The organism is Nocardiopsis sp. NPDC006832 (genome assembly GCF_040635885.1).
Lineage (GTDB): Bacteria > Actinomycetota > Actinomycetes > Streptosporangiales > Streptosporangiaceae > Nocardiopsis.
Genome location: NZ_JBEYLC010000086.1, coordinates 1 through 19,633 on the forward strand (window position 1 = coordinate 1; position 19,633 = coordinate 19,633).

General features: G+C 69.6%; 17 protein-coding genes. 11 read left to right on the forward strand and 6 right to left on the reverse strand.

Annotated elements, in window-relative coordinates; genetic code table 11:
• A partial coding sequence (locus ABZ717_RS26345; RefSeq protein WP_358515218.1) for a PTS mannitol transporter subunit IICB occupies window positions 1-896 on the reverse strand: 896 nt, incomplete at its 3' end.
• Window positions 897-956: 60 nt separating this feature from the next.
• Window positions 957-1,718, reverse strand: a complete 762-nt coding sequence (locus ABZ717_RS26350; protein WP_358515221.1) for a DeoR/GlpR family DNA-binding transcription regulator — start codon at window positions 1,716-1,718, stop codon at window positions 957-959.
• Window positions 1,719-2,004: 286 nt separating this feature from the next.
• Here ABZ717_RS26350 and ABZ717_RS26355 point away from each other — a divergent pair, with 286 nt between their 5' ends.
• Together ABZ717_RS26355 and ABZ717_RS26360 are read left to right on the forward strand one after the other, a co-directional pair.
• Complete coding sequence (locus ABZ717_RS26355) at window positions 2,005-2,946, forward strand: 1-phosphofructokinase family hexose kinase (protein WP_358515224.1); 942 nt, start codon at window positions 2,005-2,007, stop codon at window positions 2,944-2,946.
• A 64-nt stretch (window positions 2,947-3,010) separates the two neighbouring features.
• A complete protein-coding gene (locus ABZ717_RS26360; RefSeq protein WP_358515227.1) occupies window positions 3,011-3,280 on the forward strand; it encodes an HPr family phosphocarrier protein in 270 nt (89 codons plus the stop codon).
• A 40-nt stretch (window positions 3,281-3,320) separates the two neighbouring features.
• Here the strand turns inward: ABZ717_RS26360 and ABZ717_RS26365 are convergent, their stop codons facing one another.
• Both ABZ717_RS26365 and ABZ717_RS26370 read right to left on the reverse strand, forming a co-directional pair.
• Window positions 3,321-4,949, reverse strand: a complete 1,629-nt coding sequence (locus ABZ717_RS26365; RefSeq protein ID WP_358515229.1) for an AMP-binding protein — start codon at window positions 4,947-4,949, stop codon at window positions 3,321-3,323.
• Window positions 4,950-5,122: 173 nt separating this feature from the next.
• Complete coding sequence (locus ABZ717_RS26370) at window positions 5,123-5,878, reverse strand: SDR family oxidoreductase (protein WP_358515232.1); 756 nt, start codon at window positions 5,876-5,878, stop codon at window positions 5,123-5,125.
• Window positions 5,879-6,141: 263 nt separating this feature from the next.
• On the opposite strand from ABZ717_RS26370, the gene ABZ717_RS26375 reads away from it, so the two are divergent.
• From ABZ717_RS26375 to ABZ717_RS26395, 5 genes are all read left to right on the forward strand, one after another.
• A complete protein-coding gene (locus ABZ717_RS26375) occupies window positions 6,142-7,395 on the forward strand; it encodes an MFS transporter (protein WP_358515235.1) in 1,254 nt (417 codons plus the stop codon).
• Between the two features lie 68 nt (window positions 7,396-7,463).
• Window positions 7,464-8,507 (forward strand): nitronate monooxygenase, encoded by a 1,044-nt coding sequence (locus ABZ717_RS26380; RefSeq protein ID WP_358515261.1) that lies wholly within the window; start codon window positions 7,464-7,466, stop codon window positions 8,505-8,507.
• A 68-nt stretch (window positions 8,508-8,575) separates the two neighbouring features.
• Window positions 8,576-9,601 (forward strand): hypothetical protein, encoded by a 1,026-nt coding sequence (locus tag ABZ717_RS26385; protein WP_358515238.1) that lies wholly within the window; start codon window positions 8,576-8,578, stop codon window positions 9,599-9,601.
• A gap of 77 nt (window positions 9,602-9,678) precedes the next feature.
• Window positions 9,679-10,875: an MFS transporter gene (locus ABZ717_RS26390; protein ID WP_358515241.1), complete on the forward strand. Its 1,197-nt coding sequence runs from the start codon at window positions 9,679-9,681 to the stop codon at window positions 10,873-10,875.
• A 56-nt stretch (window positions 10,876-10,931) separates the two neighbouring features.
• Complete coding sequence (locus ABZ717_RS26395) at window positions 10,932-13,454, forward strand: penicillin acylase family protein (protein WP_358515243.1); 2,523 nt, start codon at window positions 10,932-10,934, stop codon at window positions 13,452-13,454.
• A 54-nt stretch (window positions 13,455-13,508) separates the two neighbouring features.
• Here ABZ717_RS26395 and ABZ717_RS26400 read toward each other — a convergent pair whose 3' ends face one another.
• Entirely contained in the window at window positions 13,509-14,381 is an 873-nt protein-coding gene (locus tag ABZ717_RS26400) for an oxidoreductase (RefSeq protein ID WP_358515246.1), read from the reverse strand.
• A gap of 81 nt (window positions 14,382-14,462) precedes the next feature.
• Here ABZ717_RS26400 and ABZ717_RS26405 point away from each other — a divergent pair, with 81 nt between their 5' ends.
• The 4 genes from ABZ717_RS26405 (at window position 14,463) to ABZ717_RS26420 (ending at window position 18,795) form a co-directional block, all read left to right on the forward strand.
• Window positions 14,463-15,047, forward strand: coding sequence for a TetR/AcrR family transcriptional regulator (locus ABZ717_RS26405; RefSeq protein WP_358515249.1), 585 nt, complete (start codon window positions 14,463-14,465; stop codon window positions 15,045-15,047).
• 56 nt (window positions 15,048-15,103) lie between these two features.
• Window positions 15,104-16,723, forward strand: coding sequence for an ATP-binding protein (locus ABZ717_RS26410; protein WP_358515252.1), 1,620 nt, complete (start codon window positions 15,104-15,106; stop codon window positions 16,721-16,723).
• A 19-nt stretch (window positions 16,724-16,742) separates the two neighbouring features.
• Entirely contained in the window at window positions 16,743-17,429 is a 687-nt protein-coding gene (locus ABZ717_RS26415; protein ID WP_358515255.1) for a response regulator transcription factor, read from the forward strand.
• A gap of 106 nt (window positions 17,430-17,535) precedes the next feature.
• The gene (locus ABZ717_RS26420) at window positions 17,536-18,795 is read left to right on the forward strand and encodes an alpha/beta hydrolase (RefSeq protein ID WP_358515258.1); all 1,260 of its coding nucleotides are present in this window, start codon (window positions 17,536-17,538) and stop codon (window positions 18,793-18,795) included.
• 45 nt (window positions 18,796-18,840) lie between these two features.
• On the opposite strand, the gene ABZ717_RS26425 is transcribed toward ABZ717_RS26420, so the two are convergent.
• Window positions 18,841-19,608, reverse strand: a complete 768-nt coding sequence (locus ABZ717_RS26425; protein ID WP_358515264.1) for an ABC transporter permease — start codon at window positions 19,606-19,608, stop codon at window positions 18,841-18,843.
• Between the last annotated feature and the right edge of the window lie 25 nt (window positions 19,609-19,633).

Consider the following 19,633-nt stretch of genomic DNA (forward strand, 5'->3'; position numbering starts at 1 on the left):
AGTCCGGCGTCGAGGAGCATGAAGGTGGTCACGCCGGACATGCCTCCGCCGATCACGGCCAGGAGGAGCTTGGGCTGGGCGAGGATGTACGGGAAGTAGATCTCGTGGATGCCGCCGAGGAAGTGGATGACGATCGCGCCCGGGGCGGTGGCCCGGCTGAGCTTGGGGCCGAACAGCATGCAGGCCAACAGGATGCCCAGGCCGGGGCCGGGACTGGTCTCGACGAGGAACTCGATCGCCTTGCCCTGCTCGGCCACTCGGGCCACGCCCAGGGGGCCGAGGACACCGTGGTTGATGGCGTTGTTCAGGAAGAGGATCTTGGCGGGTTCCACGATCAACGACACCAGCGGCAGCAGTGACATGTCGATGAGGAACTGGACCCCGGAGCCCAGCCAGCCGGCGACGGCGGTCACGACCGGGCCGATGGCGTACAGCCCCAGGCCCGCCATGACACCGCCGAGGATGCCGGCGCTGAAGTTGTTGACGAGCATCTCGAAGCCGGCCGGCGTGCGCGGCTGGGCGACACGGTCGAACTGCTTCATCAGGTAGGCGGTGAGCGGTCCGACGACCATGGCGCCGAGGAACATCGGGATGTCCGCGGAGACGATGACACCGATGGTCGCGATCGCGCCGACGACACCACCGCGCTTGTCGTAGACCAGGTGACCACCGGTGTAGCCGATGAGCAGCGGCAACAGGTAGGCGATCATCGGGTCGACGAGCTGGGCGAGGTGTTCGTTGGGCCACCAACCGTCGGGGATGAACAGTGCGGTGATCAGACCCCAGGCGATGAAGGCGCCGATGTTGGGCATGACCATGCCCGCGAGGAAGCCGCCGAAGCGTTGGACTCCGGAGCGGACCGAGGCGAATCGGCTCTCGCTCTGCTGGGTGGACATGGGGGGAACCTCCTGAGAGGTGCGGCGGTGGTGGCCCGCCGAGGAGTGGACGGTGTGGGGTCAGACCACTTGGACCGCCGGTCCCGCCGACTCCAGTTCGTCGGCCAGACCATCGGCGAGTTTGTCGTCGGTGACGATCAGGTCGAGGTCCTCGACGTTGGCGAAACGGGCGAAGTGGTCGTTGCCGACCTTGGTGTGGTCGGCGAGGAGGACTGCGCGTCGGGCGGAGGCGATCATGGCCCGCTTGACCTCGGCCTCGGCCGGGTCGGGGGTGGTGAGCCCGCGCTCGACGGACACTCCGTTGGCGGCCATGAAGGCGACGTCGACGTAGGACTCGGCGAGGGATCGAAGGGCCCAGGCGTCGACGCTTGCCTGGGTCCGGTTCCGTAGCCGGCCGCCGAGCAACATGAGGTTGATGTTGGGACGGGTGGTGAGGGTGAGGGCGATGGAGAGGGAGTTGGTGACGACGATGAGCTCCCGGTCCGTGGGCAGCTGTTCGGCCATGCGGCCGGTGGTGGAGCCCGCGTCGAGGAGGACCGCGCCCTCCTCGGGGAGTTCGGCCAGCGCCGCCTTGGCGATCCGTTCCTTCTCCTCTGTCATGACGGAGTCGCGCACGTTGAGCGCGGGTTCGAAACCCAGACGCTCGACGGGGATCGCGCCGCCGTGGACCCTGCGCAGGACCCCGTGCCGTTCGAGGGCGGTGAGGTCGCGGCGGATGGTCTCGTAGGTGACGTCGAACTCCGAGGCGAGCCCCGTGACGTCGACCCGGCCGTCACGGCGGGCGCGTTCGAGGATCACCTGCTGGCGCTCTTCCGCATACATGTGGGATCACCTGTGTTTCGGTGTGGTTTTGGGTGAGCATAATCGTGTTGCGTGGGACACACAAGGGGTATCTCCACCCAATATCCCAGCACTCACGATGATCGCGCCATTTCAGGAAAACTCTGGTCAACCACCTTGGCCATCACAGCACACAGGGGCACTCCCGCCCGACCCCCCATCCTTCCCCCACCACATCGCACGCTGTTGACAGGCGCAGGCAAACACACATAATCAAAACCATCCCCACACGCAGGCCGGGCAGCCCCACCCCTCGAAAAGAGCTCCCATGATCCTGACCCTCACCCCGAATCCGAGCGTCGACCACACTCTTGAGGTCGACGGCCTCGTCCGAGGCGAGGTCGTGCGGATACGCGCCACACGCGCCCAGGCCGGCGGCAAGGGCGTCAACGTCGCCCGAGCCCTGCTCGAAGCGGGCGTCGACACCCGCGCGATCCTTCCCGTCGGCGGGGGCGGCGGCGCCGAACTCACCGCCCTCCTCGGTGGCCTGCCCCGGGTCACCGTCCCCATCGAGGGCGAGACCCGCGGCAACTTCGCCGTCACCGAGTCCGACGGCACCACCACCAAGCTCAACGCCGCGGGCCCCACGCTCTCCCCCGCCGAGGTCCGGGCCCTGCTCCGAGCCGTGGAGGACGAACTCGCCAAGGGTCCCGACTGGATGGTGGCCAGCGGAAGCCTGCCCGTGGGCGCCCCCGACGACCTCTACGTTCGAGTGGCCGAACTCGCCGCCGGCCACGGGGTACCGCTCGCGCTGGACACCTCGGGCGCCCCACTCGAATCCGCGGCGCGTGCGGGTTCGGTGGAACTGCTCAAGCCCAACCTGGAGGAGCTGTCCGGCCTGGTCGGCCGCACGCCGACGACCATCGGGGAGGTCACCGGCGCGGCGCGCGAGGTCCTCGCCGGGGGGAACGGCGCCGCCCTGGTCACCCTCGGCGGACACGGGGCCCTGTACGTGGACGCCGGGCAAGTGTTGTGGGCCAGGGGACCCCGGGTACGCACCCGGAGTACCGTGGGCGCGGGTGACAGCGCGCTGGCCGGTTTCCTCGCCCTTGAGGGCACCCCCGAGGAACGGCTGCGTCGGGCCGTGGCCTGGGGCACCGCCGCCGTGTCCCTGCCGGGGACCACCGTCCCCCGCCCCGAAGACGTGACCGACGACGGCATCGTCTCGATGACCGGACCCGACCCCCTGTGGCGGATCGACAAGCTCTGACCACCCATCGGCGGCCATGAACACCCGACCACCGGCCACGAACCACGAGACCCCGAGGACCGACATGTCCGAACGCACCGTAGCCATCGGCTCCCAGCTGGGCCTGCACGCCCGCCCCGCGGCCCTGTTCGTGCAGGCCGTCAACGAGACCGGCCTGCCCGTGATGATCTCCCGCGAGGGACACAAGGAGGTGGACGCGCGCAGTGTCCTCGCCGTGATGTCCATGGGGGCCTCTCATGGGGAGACCGTCACCCTGACCTGCGACGCCGAGGGCGCGGACGAGGCGCTGGACGGCCTCGTGGAGCTACTCGGCAAGGAACTCGACCCGAAATAGGCGCGTGGGCCCCTCACCCGACGGTGAGGGGCCCGCCGCGTCACCCGAGGAGGCGGATGGCCTCCTCGCGCATCTGGACCTTGCGCACCTTGCCGGTCACCGTCATCGGGAACTCGTCCACCACGTGGACGTAACGCGGGATCTTGTAGTGGGCGATACGCCCCTCGCAGAAGGCCCGCAGTGACTCGACGGTCAACGGATCGGCCCCGTCCCGCATGCGGACCCACACCATGAGCTCCTCGCCGTACCGTTCGTCCGGGACCCCGATGACCTGGGCGTCCAAGAGGTCGGGGTGGGTGTGGAGGAGTTCCTCGATCTCGCGCGGGTAGACGTTCTCCCCACCGCGGATCACCATGTCCTTGATCCGGCCGATGATGCTCACGTACCCGTCCTCGTCCATGACGGCGAGGTCGCCGGTGTGCATCCAGCGTCCCGAGTCGATGGCCTCGGCGGTCTTCTCCGGCTCGTTCCAGTACCCGAGCATCACCGAGTAGCCGCGGGTGCACAGCTCGCCCGGGACGCCGCGCGGGACGGTGACCCCGGACCCCGGGTCGATCACCTTGACCTCCAGGTGTGGGCCGACGCGGCCCACCGTGGACACGCGGCGTTCCAACGAGTCGTCCCGCCGGGTCTGGGTGCTCACCGGAGAGGTCTCGGTCATGCCGTAGCAGATGGAGACCTCGGACATGCCCATCCGGTCGATGACCTTGCGCATGATCTCCGCCGGGCAGGGCGAGCCGGCCATGATGCCGGTGCGCAGCGAGGACAGGTCGTAGTCGTCGAAGTCGGGCAGGGCGAGCTCGGCGATGAACATGGCGGGGACCCCGTACAGCGAGGTGCAGCGTTCGGCCTGGACCGCCTCCAGCGAGGCCGCCGGGTCGAATCCGGGCCCGGGGATGACCATGCAGGACCCGTGACTGGTGGCCGCGAGATTCGCCATCACCATGCCGAAGCAGTGGTAGAACGGCACCGGAATCGCGATTCGATCCCGTTCGGTGTACCCCAGCAGCTCTCCCACGGAGAATCCGTTGTTGAGGATGTTGTGGTGGGACAGGGTCGCGCCCTTGGGGAACCCGGTGGTGCCCGACGTGTACTGGATGTTGACCGGGTCGTCCGGGGACAGGGTCGCCTCCACCTCGGCCAGTCGCGACCGATCACCGCGACCGCCCGCTTCGAGCAGGGAGTCCCAGCCGGCCCCGCCGAAGAGCAAGACCTCGCGCAGGTCCGGGCACTTGCCGCGCACCTCCTCGATCATGCCCGCGTAGTCGGAGGTCTTGAAGGAGGGCGCGGCGACCAGGACGGAGGTCCCCGACTGCTGGAGGACGTACTCCAGTTCGTGGGTCCGGTAGGCGGGGTTGATGTTGACCAGTACCGAGCCGATCCGCGCCGTGGCGTACTGGATGAGGACCCACTCCGCGCGGTTCGGGGACCAGATCCCCACGCGGTCGCCCTTGACCACTCCGAGGGCGAGCAGGCCGAGGGCGACGCGGTCGACCTCGGCGTCGAACTCCCGGTAGGTGAGCCGGAGCCCGGCGGGCCGGTCGATCAGCGCGTCCTGGTCGGGATGGGCGGCGACGGTACGCGCCAGGTTCACGCCGATCGTGTCGCCGAGCAAGGGTGTGGTCGACGTTCCGGAGGCGTAACTCGGTCGGGGTTCGGTTGTACTCAAGTCCGGACTCCTGGATGTGAGAGACGGAGGACGCCATGACCGGGGACTCGTCGTCACCTTTGTGGTCATGTGCGCCGGATCACACGTATCACGAGGGTCGGGTGCCTGTGAAGCACGTCGGGGGCCTTCCCACCGGTGTCCGGTGGGAAGGCCCCCGCAACCGGAGCGCCGGTCTACTCCTTGACCCGGTGGACCTTGTGCTGGGCGGCCTGGGCGCGGGGGCGGAGCACCAACAGGTCGATGTTGACGTGCGAGGGGCGGGTGATCGCCCACACGATGGTGTCGGCGACGTCCTCCGCGGACAGCGGGTCGGGGACGCCCTCGTAGACGGCGTCGGCGCCCTCCTTGTCGCCACGCAGGCGGTTGAGCGAGAACTCCTCGGTCTTGACCATGCCGGGGGCCACTTCCAGCACCCGGACCGGTTCCCCGACCAGTTCCAGGCGGAGCGTGGCCGCCAGGGTGTGCGCGCCGTGCTTGGCCGCCACGTAACCGCCGCCGCCCTCGTAGACGACGTGCCCGGCCACCGAGGAGACCAGGAGGACGGTGCCGTCCCCGCTCGCGATGAGCTTGGGCAGCAGGGCCTGGGTCATGTTGAGCACGCCCAGGACGTTGACCTCGTACATCCGCCGCCAGTCGGCGGGGTCGCCGGTGGCCACCGTCTCCGTGCCGATCGCGCCGCCCGCGTTGTTGACGAGCACGTCGCAGGAGCCCAGTGCCTCGGCGAAGGCATCGACGGCGGCCCGGTCGGTGACGTCGAGGACCTGTGCCCGCGCGACCCGGCCGGCCTCGGTGATCTCTTCGGCCAGGGCCTCGATCCGGTCGGCGCGACGGGCGACCAGGACCACCTCGTAGCCCTCGGCGGCGAGTCCGCGAGCGGTGGCCGCGCCGATCCCGCTGCTGGCTCCGGTGACGACCGCGGTCGCTGTCATGTTGGTTCCTCCCCAGGACTGACGTTGTCGCGCCGAGCGTATCCGGGCGGGTGGGTCGCCGAACGGGAGGACCCGCGCCACCGTGCCAGAGGATCCGGACGACCTGGACGACCTCGCTGCCGTGATCCGCCTCTACCTCGCGCACCGGGGCTGATCCATCCGGACCGAGGACGCGAAATAACCCGTGGCCCCGGGCGAAACACCATGGTATTTTCGGCGGAATTCATCCTCCGCTGCAATTCCACCGCTTGGGAAGAACGCCCATGGCCGAAACAGAATATCCTGCACCGCCCGGAGAACGGTCACTACTTCGACGATTCACCGTGTACTCACTCGGCACATCCCTCGCCGACTTCGTTTACGGTGCGGTCTTCGTCACGATTTTCCTGGGGCGCGGCGCGGAACCATGGATGGTGGGGTCGATCATGGCCGGCGCCAACCTGGTCGGTCTCCTCATGGAGGCGCCGAGCGGGGCACTGGGCGACCGCTACGGACACCGGAGGTTGTTGTTCATCGGCCTGCTCGGTTGGAGCGCCGGATTCATGCTCGTCGGCGCCGCACCGACCCTGCCCCTGACCCTGGTGGGCATGTGTTTAGGCACCGTCGGTTACGCGCTGCACTCGGGCACCATGAGCGCGATCCTGATCAACCGGGTCGATGCCCGGGACCGGACCGCCCGGATCGCGCGGATCGTTCGTGTGGGAGCCCTGTCCGGCCGGGTCGGTTCGGCACTCGGCGCCGCCCTGGTGATGGTGGCGGGTGCGTGGCTGCCCGCGGGTCCACTGGTGGCCTGCGGTGGTCTGCTGATGTTGTCCCTCGCGGCCCTGACACCGTTGAGTTTCCCCGACACTCCTGGACGACCGGACCGGCGGATCGGTGTGCTCGTGCTGGAGTCGGTCTCCCAGGTGCTCAGCCGGCGCTTCGCCCCGATGGTGGCGTTGGCCATGGGCGCCATGTCGGCGACGGTGCTGTTGGTGGCTTCCTGGCAGCCGATGCTGCTGGAGCGTTTCGGGCAGGACGTCCACCTCAACGGTCTGTTCCTGCTGGTGATGACGTTGTCCCTGGCGGCGGGGGCGGCCGCCGCGCGTTGGGTGCACCCGCGCCGACCTCACGTGTGGGGCCCGCTGTCGGTCATGGCGATCGGACTTCCCGTGGTGTTGGCCGCGCACGACGTGGTCCCGTTGATCGTCGGCCTGGTCGCGGCCGAGTTCCTCATCGGCCTCGCGGGCGTGGTGACGGGGATCTGGTGCCAACTGATGTTCACCGACGCCGACCGCAACACCATGTTCTCCACGATATCGACCCTGGCCATGTTGGCCGGTGTCGCGACCAGTTTCAGTTTCGGCTGGCTGTGGGATCTTTGGGGGATTCCCACAGCGGTCACCATCATGGCTTTGGGATCCGTCGTCGGTGGGGTCGTCTCACTCACCCTGGTCCGCCTTTTCCCGGAGTCCACGGAATTCACCGAGACGAAAATGGAAGATTCCGACAGAAATAGTGAACCCGAGAGTTCATGACCCGCACGAATCACCCATTCGCCACCTTGATAATCTGCGGGCGATCGACGTGGAGGAAGTGAGTGATGATGGATCTGTCGCGGTTGTGCGGGGAACGTCCGATCGTCCAGGCGCCGATGGCCGGGGGCGCCACCACCCCGGACCTGGTGGCCGCGGTGAGCGCCGCCGGCGGCCTGGGGTCGCTGCCGGCCGGATATCTGACCGCCGACGCGTTCGGCGCTCGGATCGCCGAGGTGCGCGGGCTGGGGACCCAGGTGTTCGCGGCCAATCTGTTCGTCCCCTCCCCCTCTCGGTCTCCGGAGTGCGACGACGAACTGGCCGCCTACCGCTCCGAGCTGGCGGAGGAGTCCGGGCGTCTGGGTGTGGAGGTGGGACCGGCCCGCTACGACGACGATGACTGGGACGCCAAGGTCGACCTGCTGGTCGAGGCCCGGGTACCCGTCGTGAGCTTCACGTTCGGTTGCCCTTCCGAGGAGGTCCTGACCCGGCTGCGCGCGGTGGGGTCGGCGACCGTCGTCACCGTCACCACCGTGGCGGAGGCCCTCACCGCCGTGGCCCGGGGCGCCGACGGTGTGTGCGCCCAGGGCGTGGAGGCGGGCGGCCACCGCGCCGTCTTCGACCCCGCCCATGGTGGGGACCGCCCGTTGGCCGAGCTGTTGCCAGACGTGGTGCGTGCGGTGGACGTCCCGGTGATCGCCGCCGGCGGGATCATGGACGGTGCCGATGTCGCCGCGGTCCTGACCTCCGGAGCGGCCGCCGCCCAGTCGGGCACGGCGTTCCTACGTTGCCCGGAGAGCGGCACGCAGCCGGTCCACAAGGCCGCGCTCGCCGACCCCGACTTCACCGAGACCTCACTGACGTGTGCGTTCACCGGCCGACCGGCGCGGGGGCTGACCAACCGCTTCATCCTCGACCACCGCGATGCCCCCTGCGCCTACCCACAGGTGCACCACATGACCAAGCCACTGCGCGCCGCCGCGACCCGGGCCGCCGACCCCGAGGGGATGGCGTTGTGGGCGGGGACCGGGTTCCGGCGGGCACGGGAGTCGCCGGCGGGCGAACTGGTGACGGTGCTGCGTGATGAGGCGATCCAGGCGGGCGCCTCCCTCTGACCCGCACGGGACCCCCGACGTCCTCACCACCTCCTCACGGCACCGGGTGACCCCGGTAGGTTCGCCGTGTGAACCTGCGACTGACCTACCTCGACTCCCACGTGGATCTACGGTTCGCCCCCGGCACGGACCTGGAGCCGACACTGCGATTCCTCGGCACCCACCTCACCATCGCTCCGACCCCGGACCAGGGCCCCGAGCCCTTGGCCACGCTGTACGTGCACGCGTCCCCGACACGTACGCCTCCGGCCGACGTCACCTGGTCGGAGGGGTTCGTCCGGCGCAGCGCGAGCGATTTCTTCACCATCCCCGCCAAGTTGGCGTCTTCGAAGGGACGCGAGTACGTGGAGTGCGTCCGCAGCGGCACGCGCTTCGTGTTCGACCGCGAAGAACGGCGCGTCGACGTCACCGTCACCCCCGGTACAGGCCTGGAACCGGTGGAATTGCTCCGTGAACTGGTGCTGCGCGACCAGGAGAACCGGGGCGCGTCGGTCCTGCACGCCACCGCCGCCCACCGCGATGGTGAGGCAGTGCTGGTCGTGGGGGCCAAGGGCGCTGGAAAGAGCACGATCTTGCTGGAGCTGGTGGAGCATCACGGTTTCGAGGTCCTGAGCGGCGACAAGACGGTGGTGCGTCCCGGTCCGGACGGGGCGCCGCTGGTGTCGGGATGGCCGGACTACCCACACCTGGGCTACGGGACCATCGTCAAGTATCCGGGGCTGGCGGAGATCGCCGGCGCCGTGAACGAACCCGAGGGACACGCGTTCTCTCCCCTCGGCAAATACGCGGTGGACCCCGGCCCCTTCCGGGAGCGTTTCGCCAATGCGGCGCCCGGCACGACCGTCCCCGTGCGTGCGGTCCTCTACCCCTCCATCGGTCCGGGTCCCACCGAACTCACCCCCTTCCGTCCCGCCCCGAGCGACCTGGCGGGCCACGCCGAGTCGGGGTTCGACGGCCCCGTCTGGCATCACTTCGTCCCGGACCTGCGCGAACGATGGGTGGAACAACGCTCGCACCTGCTCGCGTGTCTGGCCGAGGTGCCCTCTCTGCGACTCACCGGCATGGGGGATCTCGCGAGGGTGTCACTGCCCTGACCTCCCCCGGTTTCCGGTCGGATTGTCGGTGGTGCGGGGTACGGTCGCCGCCTCCCCCACTTCCGGAAGGCGGCGCGGTGCCCCCGACGAACACCCGCGAGTCCCCCTGGCGATTCAGTCGCGACGAACGCACCCTCGTGTTGGGCGCCCTGCTCAACTCGATGGCGTTCTTCGCCGCCCTGCCGTTCGCGGCGCTCTACCTCGCCGACCGCACGGACCTGCCGACCGCGGGTATCGGGGCGGTGGTCGGTGGTATCGCCATGATCGCGGCGCTGGGCGGCCTGGCCGGCGGGATGCTCGCCGACCGCTTCGGCACGGTCCGGCTGATGCGGCTGGGACTGCTCTCGAACGTCCTGGTCTACGTCGCGCTGGCCTTCGTCACCGCGCCGGTCGCCATCATCGCCCTGTTCCTGTGCCTGGGCGTGGGACGCACGATGGTCGAACCGAGCATGAAGAAGCTGCTGTCGCTGGCCGACACCGGCGACGGGCGGATCTTCCGGGTCCGCTACATCACCCTGTGCCTGGGCGCGATCGTCGGCCCCGCCGTGGGCGGTTTGCTCTACCACGCGAGCCCGACGGCGTTCTTCCTGGTGCCCGCCGCCTTCTTCGCCCTGTACCTGGCGGTGATGGTCGTTCGTGGCGACGAGTTGGCACGCCTGGACTCCCCGTCCTCCGGTGGTGCCGGCTCCGCCTGGACCGCGGCCCTGCGCGATCCGCTGCTCCTGGCCGCGATCGGCGCCGGCGCGGTGGTCTTCCTGGTGTTCTCCCAGATGGACACGGCGATCCCGCTGTACATGAAGGGGACCTACGGGGACCGGACGGAGTACCTGTTCGCGTCGTTGCTGGTGGTCAACGCCGTGCTGGCGTTGTTGGTGCAGCCTCTGGTGATCCGGCTGTCCGAACGTCTGCCTCAGGGCCCGCTGGTGACGGCGGGCTGTGCGTGCTTCGCGGTGGCGTTCGCCTTCGTATGGCTGGGGACGAGCGCTGTGGTGGCGCTGTACGTGGCCATCGTGTTCTGGACCCTGGGCGAGGCGATCCTGCTGCCGTTGCCGGACATCGCGGTCCACGCCATCGCCACCGACGACCGCAAGGGCACCTACTTCGGCCTGTCCGAGCTGCGTTACCTGGGGTTCTTCGTCGGCCCCGTCCTGGGCGGGGTGCTTCTGGACCTGTCCGCCCCGGTCTACTTCACCGGCATGGCCCTGGCGATCTTCCTCTGCGTACCGCTCCTGTCACGCACCGCGAAGGCGGACCTACCACTTGGTAACAATTGAAAACGGCAGCCCATGAGACCTAGAGCACGTGAGCCGGGACACTCTAGGGTTCCGCCATGGGTGTATTGCGTAAGCGTGTCCTTCTTCGTGTCGTTTTGGGGTTTGTCGCGGTCGTCGCGTCGCTCGCCCTGATCACCGCTCTCCTCGGCGTGTGGGCGGTGCGCAGCTCCTTCCCCACCACCGATGGGGAACTCTCCCTGCCGGAACTGAACGCGCCGGTGAACGTCCTGCGGGACGAACACGGGGTCGCGCACGTATACGCCGACAACTCCGATGACCTCTTCGTCGCCCAGGGGTTCACCCACGCCCAGGACCGCTTCTGGGAGATGGACTTCCGCCGTCACGTCACCGCGGGCCGCACCGCCGAACTGTTCGGCCCGGACCAGGTCGAGACCGACGTCTACCTGCGCACCATGGGCTGGCGCCGCGTCGCCGAGCAGGAGTACGACCTGCTCTCCGAGGAGACGCAGGGGTACCTGGACGCCTACGCCGCCGGGGTGAACGCCTGGATCGAGGACAACGAAGGGCTTTCCGCGAGCCTGGAGTACGGACTCCTGGGCATCACCGCCGACGACTACACCGTCGAGCCCTGGACCCCCACCGACAGCCTCGCCTGGCTCAAGGCCATGGCCTGGGACCTGGGCGGCAACCTCCAGGAGGAGACCGACCGCGCCCTGCTGCTCTCCAACGGCCTCGACCGGGAACGGATCGAGGAGCTCTACCCGGAGTACCCGACCGAGCGACACGCACCCATCACCGACACCGAAGAGCACAACGGCACCGAGCCGGAGGCCGACCTGTCCCGGGGTCCAGAACTCCCCGAAGAGGCCTTGGACGCCCTCGAAGGTCTGCCCGCCGTCCATGACGCCGTGCCCGACCTCCTCGGCCCCTCGGACAGCCCCGACATGGGTTCCAACTCCTGGGTGGTCTCCGGGGAGCACACCGACACCGGCGCTCCCCTGCTGACCAACGACCCCCACCTGGGCGCCTCCATGCCGTCCACCTGGTACCAGATGGGCCTGCACTGCACGGAACTGTCCAAGGAGTGCCCCTTCGACGTCAGCGGGTTCAGCTTCTCCGGGCTGCCCGGCGTGGTCATCGGCCAGAACGAGTCGATCGCGTGGGGCTTCACCAACCTCAACCCGGACGTCATGGACCTGTACCTGGAACAGGTCGAGGGCGACAACTACATCGTGGACGGCGAGGAACGCCCCCTGGAGATCATCGAGGACACCATCGAGGTCTCCGGCGGTGAGGACATGGACATCACCATCCGCTCCACACACCACGGCCCGATCCTGTCCACGACCGCCGCCGGCGGGAACCTGCGCGAGATCGGTGCGACCCCCTCCGAGGGCGACGACTCCCCCTACGCGGTCTCCATGCGGTGGACCGCCCTCCAGCCGGGAACCACCGCCGACTCCATCTTCGCCCTGAACCGCGCACGTGACTGGGACGACTTCCGAAGCGCCGCAGCACAGTTCGAGGTACCGGCGCAGAACCTCGTCTACGCGGACGACGAGGGCAACATCGGCTACCAGTCCCCCGGTCTGGTGCCGGTGCGCGGCAAGGGCGACGGCCGTTGGCCCGCCCCCGGCTGGGACTCCGACTACGACTGGGAGGAGGAGTACCTTCCCTTCGACGAGCTGCCCAGCGTGCTCAACCCCGAGTCGGGGATCATCGTCACCGCCAACCAGTCGGTGGTCGACGAGGACTACGAACACTTCCTCACCACCGACTGGGACTACGGCTACCGCAGTCAGCGGATCAACGACCTGCTGGCGGAGGCGGTCGCCGACGGCCCGGTGACCATCGAGGACATGGAACGCGTCCTGATGGACTCCCACCACGGCGCCGCCGTCGACATCACGCCCCACCTCCTGGACGTGGACGTGGACGGAACCACCGCCGAGGCACAGGACGAACTGGCGGACTGGGACCACTTCAACGAACCCGACTCCGCGGGCGCGGCCTTCTACAACGCGACCTGGCGTCACCTGCTCCCCCTGCTCTTCGACGAGTTGGGCGAGATGGACATGAACAGCAACTCGCGCGGCATGTACGTGGTGACCGGGCTGTTGGAGGACCCCGACTCCCCATGGTGGGAGGGCCGGGAGGTCAGCGGCCGTGACGAGGTACTGGCCGCCGCCATGGACGAGGCCGCCGAGGAACTCACCGAACTGCTCGGCGACGATCCCGCCGCCTGGCGCTGGGGCGATCTGCACACCCTCACGGCCACGCACGAGTCGTTCGGCAGCTCGGGGATCGGCCCGGTGGAGTGGCTGTTCAACCGCGGCCCGGTGGAGAGCCCGGGGGGTTCGAGCATCGTCAACGCGACCGGGTGGAACCCGGCCGAGGGGTACGGCATCACCACGGTCCCGTCCATGCGGATGGTCGTCGACCTGTCCGACCGGGACTCCTCCACCTGGATCCACCTGACCGGCAACTCGGGGCACGCCTTCCACCCCAACTACGACGATCAGTTGGAACCATGGTCCGAGGGAACGTCACTGCCGTGGGCGGTGACGGAGGAGGCCGTGCGCGAGGCGAGCACGGACGAGCTCACCCTCACCCCATAGGAACCATCCGGGATCGGGGCGGGGACCTCGTGGTCCCCGCCCCCACGCGTGGGCTCACAGCGGGAACGAGGTGCCGGTCCACTCCTCGGACAGCTTCCACAACCGGCGGGCGGCGTCGGTGTCCTGGGCGGGTCCGCTACGACGGACCAGGCCGGGCGCGCCGGCGCCGAACATCCCGGTGGGGCCGGCGTAGGCCGCCCCTGGCACGTCCTGGGTGGCGGCGTAGATCGTCGGCAGGGCACCGGCCGAGGCACTCTGCGCGATGACCTTGTTCAGCACCCGCATGAACCGGTCCTCCAGCGCCTTCTCGGTGCGCCCCTGAAGGTTGGTGGCCGCGTAGCCGGGGTGGGCCGCGGTCGCCAGTACCGAGGACCCCACCTCCTCCAGTCTGCGCTGCAGCTCCAGGGTGAAGAGCAGGTTGGCCAGCTTCGACTGACCGTACGCCCGATAGGGGGTGTATCCCTTCTCGAAGTTCACGTCCTCGAAGTGGATCCCGCGCGCGGTGGCGTGCAACCCGGAGGACACGGTGACCACGCGCCCGGTGACGTGTTCCAGGAGCAGGTTGGTGAGGGCGAAGTGGCCCAGGTGGTTGACGCCGAACTGGGTCTCGAAACCGTCCACGGTGCTGGACCTGGGGATGGCCATGACCCCGGCGTTGTTGACCAGCAGGTGGAGGTCGCCCTTCCAGTCCTCGGCGAAGGCGCGCACCGAGGAGAGGTCGGCGAGGTCGAGCCGACGAACCTCGGTCTCACCGGGGATCGCCCGAGCGGCCTCGTCCCCCTTGGCGGTGTCGCGGACGGCCAGGATCACACGGGCCCCGCGCCCGGCCAGGACCTTCGCGGTCTCCAGACCGAGGCCGCTGTTGGCCCCCGTGACGACAGCGGTCCTGCCACCGAGATCGGGCAGGTGGACGTTCTTCTCGCTCATCCCCACACCGTAGATCCACCGCCGGAAGGCTGTCCACGGCCGCCATGATGACGCCGTCAACATCCCTCTATGCTGGTGAACATGGCCGAACGTCCCTACCACCACGGAGACCTGCGCGCCGTACTCCTGGCCGGTGCGGAACGCACCCTGGCCGACCGCGGACCCGCCGCGATCTCCCTTCGCGAACTCGCCCGTGAGGCGGGCGTGAGCCATGCCGCCCCCGGCCGGCACTTCAAGGACAAGGGGGCGCTGTTGGACGCCCTCGCGCTCAGCGGTTTCCAGCGGCTCAAGGCCGCCCTGCGACGCGCGGACGTCGGGGACGCCGACGCCGAGACCCGTGTCCTCGCCCTGGCCCTGGCCTACGTGGACTTCACCCGGGCCAACGGCGCCCTGCTGGACCTGATGTACTCCCGCAAGCACGACAGCGACGTCGCCGATCGGCTCATCACCGCCATCGAAGAGCTGCTCGACGTCGTGCTCGCCCCGATCGTCCAGGGTCAGCACGCCGGCGAGATCGTCCAGGGCGACCCGCAGTCGATCGCCTACACCGTCGTCTCCACCCTGCACGGTTTCGCGTCCCTGACCGCCGACCACTCCGAGGAGAAGTTCGACGGGGTCCTCCCGCAGGTCGTCCACCACCTCCTCCAAGGCCTCGCCCCGCGCTGACCCACCGATCGGAACCCCCACCTTCCAACAGGCGGATCCCTCGTAGCCTGGTCACCATGAACGCATCGGCGGTCTCACACCGGCGCGGGTTCGCGCCCGCCGTCGACCTCCTGCTCTGGGCGGTCCTCGGTGGACTCGCCGTGGCCGAGCTCTCGGGGGACGAGGGTCGGTCCGGGTTCGCCGAGAGCACGGTCGCGCTGGCCGTGGTGGCGATCGCGGTCGGATCGTTCCGCCGGTCTCCCTCGGTCTCCCTCGCGGTCGCGACCGCCTACGCCACCGCGCAGACGGTTTCGACGGGGCTGGGGTTGTTCACCACGCTCTACCTGTTCGTGCCCGTGCTGGTGGTGGCCGTCCTGTCCTATCGGTACGGCCTGCGCTCGGATCGCCCCGGTCCGGTGGTGGCACCCGCGATCCTGGCCGCGGCGGTCACGTTCACGGTGAACGCTGCCGCCGCGGCGGTGTTCGGACTCGACACCCGGGCCTACCTGTCGTCGCTGGTGGACTGGACCGGCGGCGCGCTGGCCCTGGTGCTGGCGTTGGTGGCCCCCTGGCTGTTCGCCCGATACCAGCGGCGACGCCTGAACGCGACCCGGGGCGCCTGGGCACTGGCCGAACGGATGGAGCGCACCCGCGCGGCCGAGGCCGACCGCGCCCGCCTGCGCGAACGTACCCGCATCGCCTCCCGCATGCACGACTCCCTGGGCCATGACCTGGCGCTGATCGCGGTGCGCGCGGCGGCCCTGGAGATGTCCGCCCAGGACGACCCGGAGCGGCGGGAGGCCGCCTCGGAGCTACGAGAGGCGGCGCACGAGGCCAACCTTCGGCTGCGCGAGGTCATCGGAGTGCTGCGTGAGGACTCCGACCGGGATTCCGCGGAACCCGAGGAGGGGATCTCGGCGCTGGTGGAACACGCCTCGGACGCCGGGCTCTCGGTGCGCCTGCTACGAGAGGGGCCCGACCCGGAGGCCGGTTCCGTGATGGGCCGCACGGTTCACCGAGTGGTGCGGGAGGGCCTGACCAACGCCGCCAAGTACGCGCCCGGCGGCGAGGTGTCGGTGCGCGTGGTCCGGGGAGAGGACGCCGTCCGGGTGACGGTCACCGACACCGGACCGGTGGAGACCCCGATTCTTCCCGCGCGCACCGGCGAGGACGCCGGCGGGTTGGCGGGGCTACGTGCCCTGGTGGAGGAGCACGGTGGCGAGATCACCGCGGGTCCCGGGGAACAGGGCGGCTTCGAGGTGCGGGCGCTCGTCCCGGAGCGGCCCGAGGACATCGTTTCGGACGAACCCGCCTCGCAGACGGACCGGTTGCGTTCAGAGGCCGACGAACGGGCCCGACGAAGCCTTCGCACCGCCCTGATCGTGCCGGTGGCTCTGACCACCGGCCTGATCGGGTTCGGTTTCCTGACACTGTGGTGGCTGGGCGAGAACTCGGTGCTACCACCGTCGAGCTACGAACGTCTGTCCGTGGGAGACACCGTGGAGAGCGTCGAGGAGGTGTCGCCCCGGTTCGAGTACCCGGCACGCTCGGTCGACCATCCTCCCCCGCCGCCACCCGAGGCGGACGACTGCCGCTTCTACCTGGTGGAACACGAGAGCGGGCTGCCGCCCGTGTACCGGCTGTGCTTCGACGACGGGGTGCTCATCGCCAAGGAACACGTCGAACGGCACGAGTAGCCACCGCTACCCTGGCCCGGTGAGCGAGACGAACGGTGACGCGACGATCCGGGTGGTACTGGCCGACGACGAAGCCATGATGCGCGCGGGGATCCGGGCGATCCTGGCGACCGTTCCCGGGTTCGAGGTGGTGGGCGAGGCCGCCGACGGCGCCGAGGCGGTGTCCCTGGTCGCCGAGCTGGCCCCGGACGTGGCCCTGTTGGACGTGCAGATGCCCGGCACCGACGGGCTCGCCGCCACCGAGACGATCACCGCCGAGCACCCGGGGACGTCCGTGGTCATCCTCACCACCTTCTCCGAGGACGCCTACATCGCACGGGCGCTGTCCAGGGGCGCCACCGGGTTCGTGCTCAAGTCGGGCGACCCGCACGAGTTGGTGTCCGGGGTGCGCGCGGTGGTGGACGGTGGCGCCTACCTGTCGCCCGAGGTCGCCCGGCGGGTCATCGACGAACTGGGGGCGGGCGGCGGCCGGCTGTCGCGTGCCGTGTCCGCCCGGGAGCGCGTCGCCGCGTTGACCGACCGAGAGCGCGATGTGCTGGCGTTGCTGGGCGAGGGTTGTTCCAACGACGAGGTGGCTCGCCGGTTGACGATCGCGCCGGGTACCGCCAAGGTGCACGTGCGGTCGATCCTCGCTCGCCTGGACCTGCGCAACCGAGTGCAGGCCGCGGTGCTGGCGCACGAGGCCGGACTGGTCGACCCGGCCTGACGGGTCCTCGACGCCCCGGCGGAACCCGTGTCTACCCCTTAGTGACTAGTCGGACGGTGTCGCTCAGGCGATGTGCCCGAGGGTGCGCGCGTCGCAGGATGCGGACATGGTCGACACGAATCCATCTCCGCACCCATCCGCGTCCCGACGCGCGTTCGTCCACTCCGCCGCCGCCCTGGTCCTGGTGACGTCCTTCTGCGTGCCCGCCGCCCACTCGGCCGTCACGACCGGGGATCCACTGGTGCTCTCTCCTCCAGAACCGACCGGCCCACACGCCGTAGGGCGCACCGAGGCCCACCTGGTCGACACCTCTCGGGGGCACCCATGGGTGGAGGGTGAGACCGAACGCGACCTCATGATCGGGCTCTGGTACCCGGCCCGGGCCACCCCTTCCGCCGAGCCGGCGCCCTACGTATCCCCCTCCGTGGCCGACGCGCTGTCCGGCTCCCTGTACGGCGCCGGGGTACCGCGCGGTGCCGTCGACGCCGCCTCCTCCACCGCCAACGCCCTCCAGGACGCTCCGGTCGCCGAGGAGACGGAGGACATGCCCGTCGTGCTGTACTCGCACGGGTTCGGTGGGTCGCGGTACACGAACGCCGCCAACCTGGAGGAACTCGCCTCGCACGGGTATCTGGTGGTGGCCATGGACCACCCCTACGAGTCCATCGCGGTCGACCTGCCAGACGGCCGGGTGCTGCGGAACAGCTACCCGGACCGGGAGACCCCCACCTACCGGGAGGCGATCGACACGCGGACCCTGGACACGCGCTTCGTGCTCGACGCCCTGGAGGAGGGCGCCCTCCTGCCCCCGTACCTGGCCGAGGCCGCGGACACCGACACGGTGGGCATGTTCGGGCACTCCGCGGGCGGGCTGACCACCGGGGAGGTCATGCTGGTGGACGATCGGGTCGCCGCCGGCGCGAACCTGGACGGGAGCATGGCCTACCACGTGAGCGACGAGGCGTGGGCGGACGTGACCACCCGCGGGGTGGAGCGCCCGTTCGCGTACTTCGGCGCCGGGCTGTCCGGGGCGGACCTACCGCACCACAGCCGGCACCACCGCGACCTCGAACTGTTCCGCTCCGCCTCGACCGGCCCCTACTTCGAGGTCCACATGGCCGACGGCGAGCACAACTCCTACAGCGACGACCAGTGGGCGTTGCCGGCTTTGGAAGCCGAGCACGGACTGTCCGGGCGGTCCTGGGAGGACCGGCTCGAAAGCATCGGACCGATCGATCCCGAGACCTCGATCGCCGCCCAGCGGGCCTATCTGCTCGCCTTCTTCGACGCCCACCTGCGCGGAACGGAGGAACCGCTCCTGTCCGGGCCGTCTCCGGAGTTCCCGGAGATGGAGGTCATCGACTGAGCTCACCGGGCGCGGCCCGCCCCCGTGCCGACCGCGCCCGGTGACTCACACATCGCGTGCCCGCAGTTCGGACCAGGCGGCCAAGAGCGCGGCCACGGTCCAGCCCACCACCACGGTCACGTTGATCGGCCCGTCGAAGGGCGCGGTGTAGAAACCGACGTCACCGGCGGCGTAGAACTCGACCCCGGCCAGGCCCGGGGTGAGCGCGGCCAGGTCGTCGACCAGGTCGATCCCCGACAGCTGCATCACCATCGGCAACCCCAACAACAGCAGGAACCCGACCAGGACGGTGCTCGCGGTCCCCCGCAGGACGGTCCCGATCCCGACGAACAGGGCGGCGAACAGCGCCATGCACACCCCGGCGCCGAAAACGGTGGCGAGCACGTCCCCGAGTGGGAAGGTCACGTGCGAGGCCAGCAGCACCGCGAGGATCCCCATCCCGGCCAGCCCGGCGACGATCGCCGTGCCGAACGCCAACGCCGCGGTGACCAGGACGCGGGCGGTGAGCACCACGGCCCGGTCGGGGTTCCACGTCAAGGTCCCCACGATGCTCCGGTTGCCGAACTCGTCGGTGGCGGCCAGCGCCGCCAGGACCAACACGGTGAACTGCACCAGGTAGAAGTAGCCCTGTGAGGTGAGTTGGGCGAACTCCACCCCGTCACCGGAAATGGGGTTCTCCAGGGCCCTGGAGAGCTGGGACCAGCCCATCAGTCCCGCGAACACGGTCATCCCGACCACCGCCGCCACCAGGCACCACCACGTGGAGCGTAGGGAGGAGCGGCGGACCCACTCGGCCGCGACCTCCCGGCGCAGCGACCGCCACCGGGACGACCGTGGC

Excerpts from the sequence above, each read along its gene's own strand:
- ABZ717_RS26350 (WP_358515221.1), bottom strand. The coding sequence starts at position 1,718 with ATGTATGCGGAAGAGCGCCAGCAGGTGATCCTCGAACGCGCCCGCCGT.
- ABZ717_RS26355 (WP_358515224.1), top strand. The coding sequence starts at position 2,005 with ATGATCCTGACCCTCACCCCGAATCCGAGCGTCGACCACACTCTTGAG.
- ABZ717_RS26360 (WP_358515227.1), top strand. The coding sequence starts at position 3,011 with ATGTCCGAACGCACCGTAGCCATCGGCTCCCAGCTGGGCCTGCACGCC.
- ABZ717_RS26370 (WP_358515232.1), bottom strand. The coding sequence starts at position 5,878 with ATGACAGCGACCGCGGTCGTCACCGGAGCCAGCAGCGGGATCGGCGCG.
- ABZ717_RS26375 (WP_358515235.1), top strand. The coding sequence starts at position 6,142 with ATGGCCGAAACAGAATATCCTGCACCGCCCGGAGAACGGTCACTACTT.
- ABZ717_RS26380 (WP_358515261.1), top strand. The coding sequence starts at position 7,464 with ATGGATCTGTCGCGGTTGTGCGGGGAACGTCCGATCGTCCAGGCGCCG.
- ABZ717_RS26395 (WP_358515243.1), top strand. The coding sequence starts at position 10,932 with ATGGGTGTATTGCGTAAGCGTGTCCTTCTTCGTGTCGTTTTGGGGTTT.
- ABZ717_RS26400 (WP_358515246.1), bottom strand. The coding sequence starts at position 14,381 with ATGAGCGAGAAGAACGTCCACCTGCCCGATCTCGGTGGCAGGACCGCT.
- ABZ717_RS26405 (WP_358515249.1), top strand. The coding sequence starts at position 14,463 with ATGGCCGAACGTCCCTACCACCACGGAGACCTGCGCGCCGTACTCCTG.
- ABZ717_RS26410 (WP_358515252.1), top strand. The coding sequence starts at position 15,104 with ATGAACGCATCGGCGGTCTCACACCGGCGCGGGTTCGCGCCCGCCGTC.
- ABZ717_RS26420 (WP_358515258.1), top strand. The coding sequence starts at position 17,536 with ATGGTCGACACGAATCCATCTCCGCACCCATCCGCGTCCCGACGCGCG.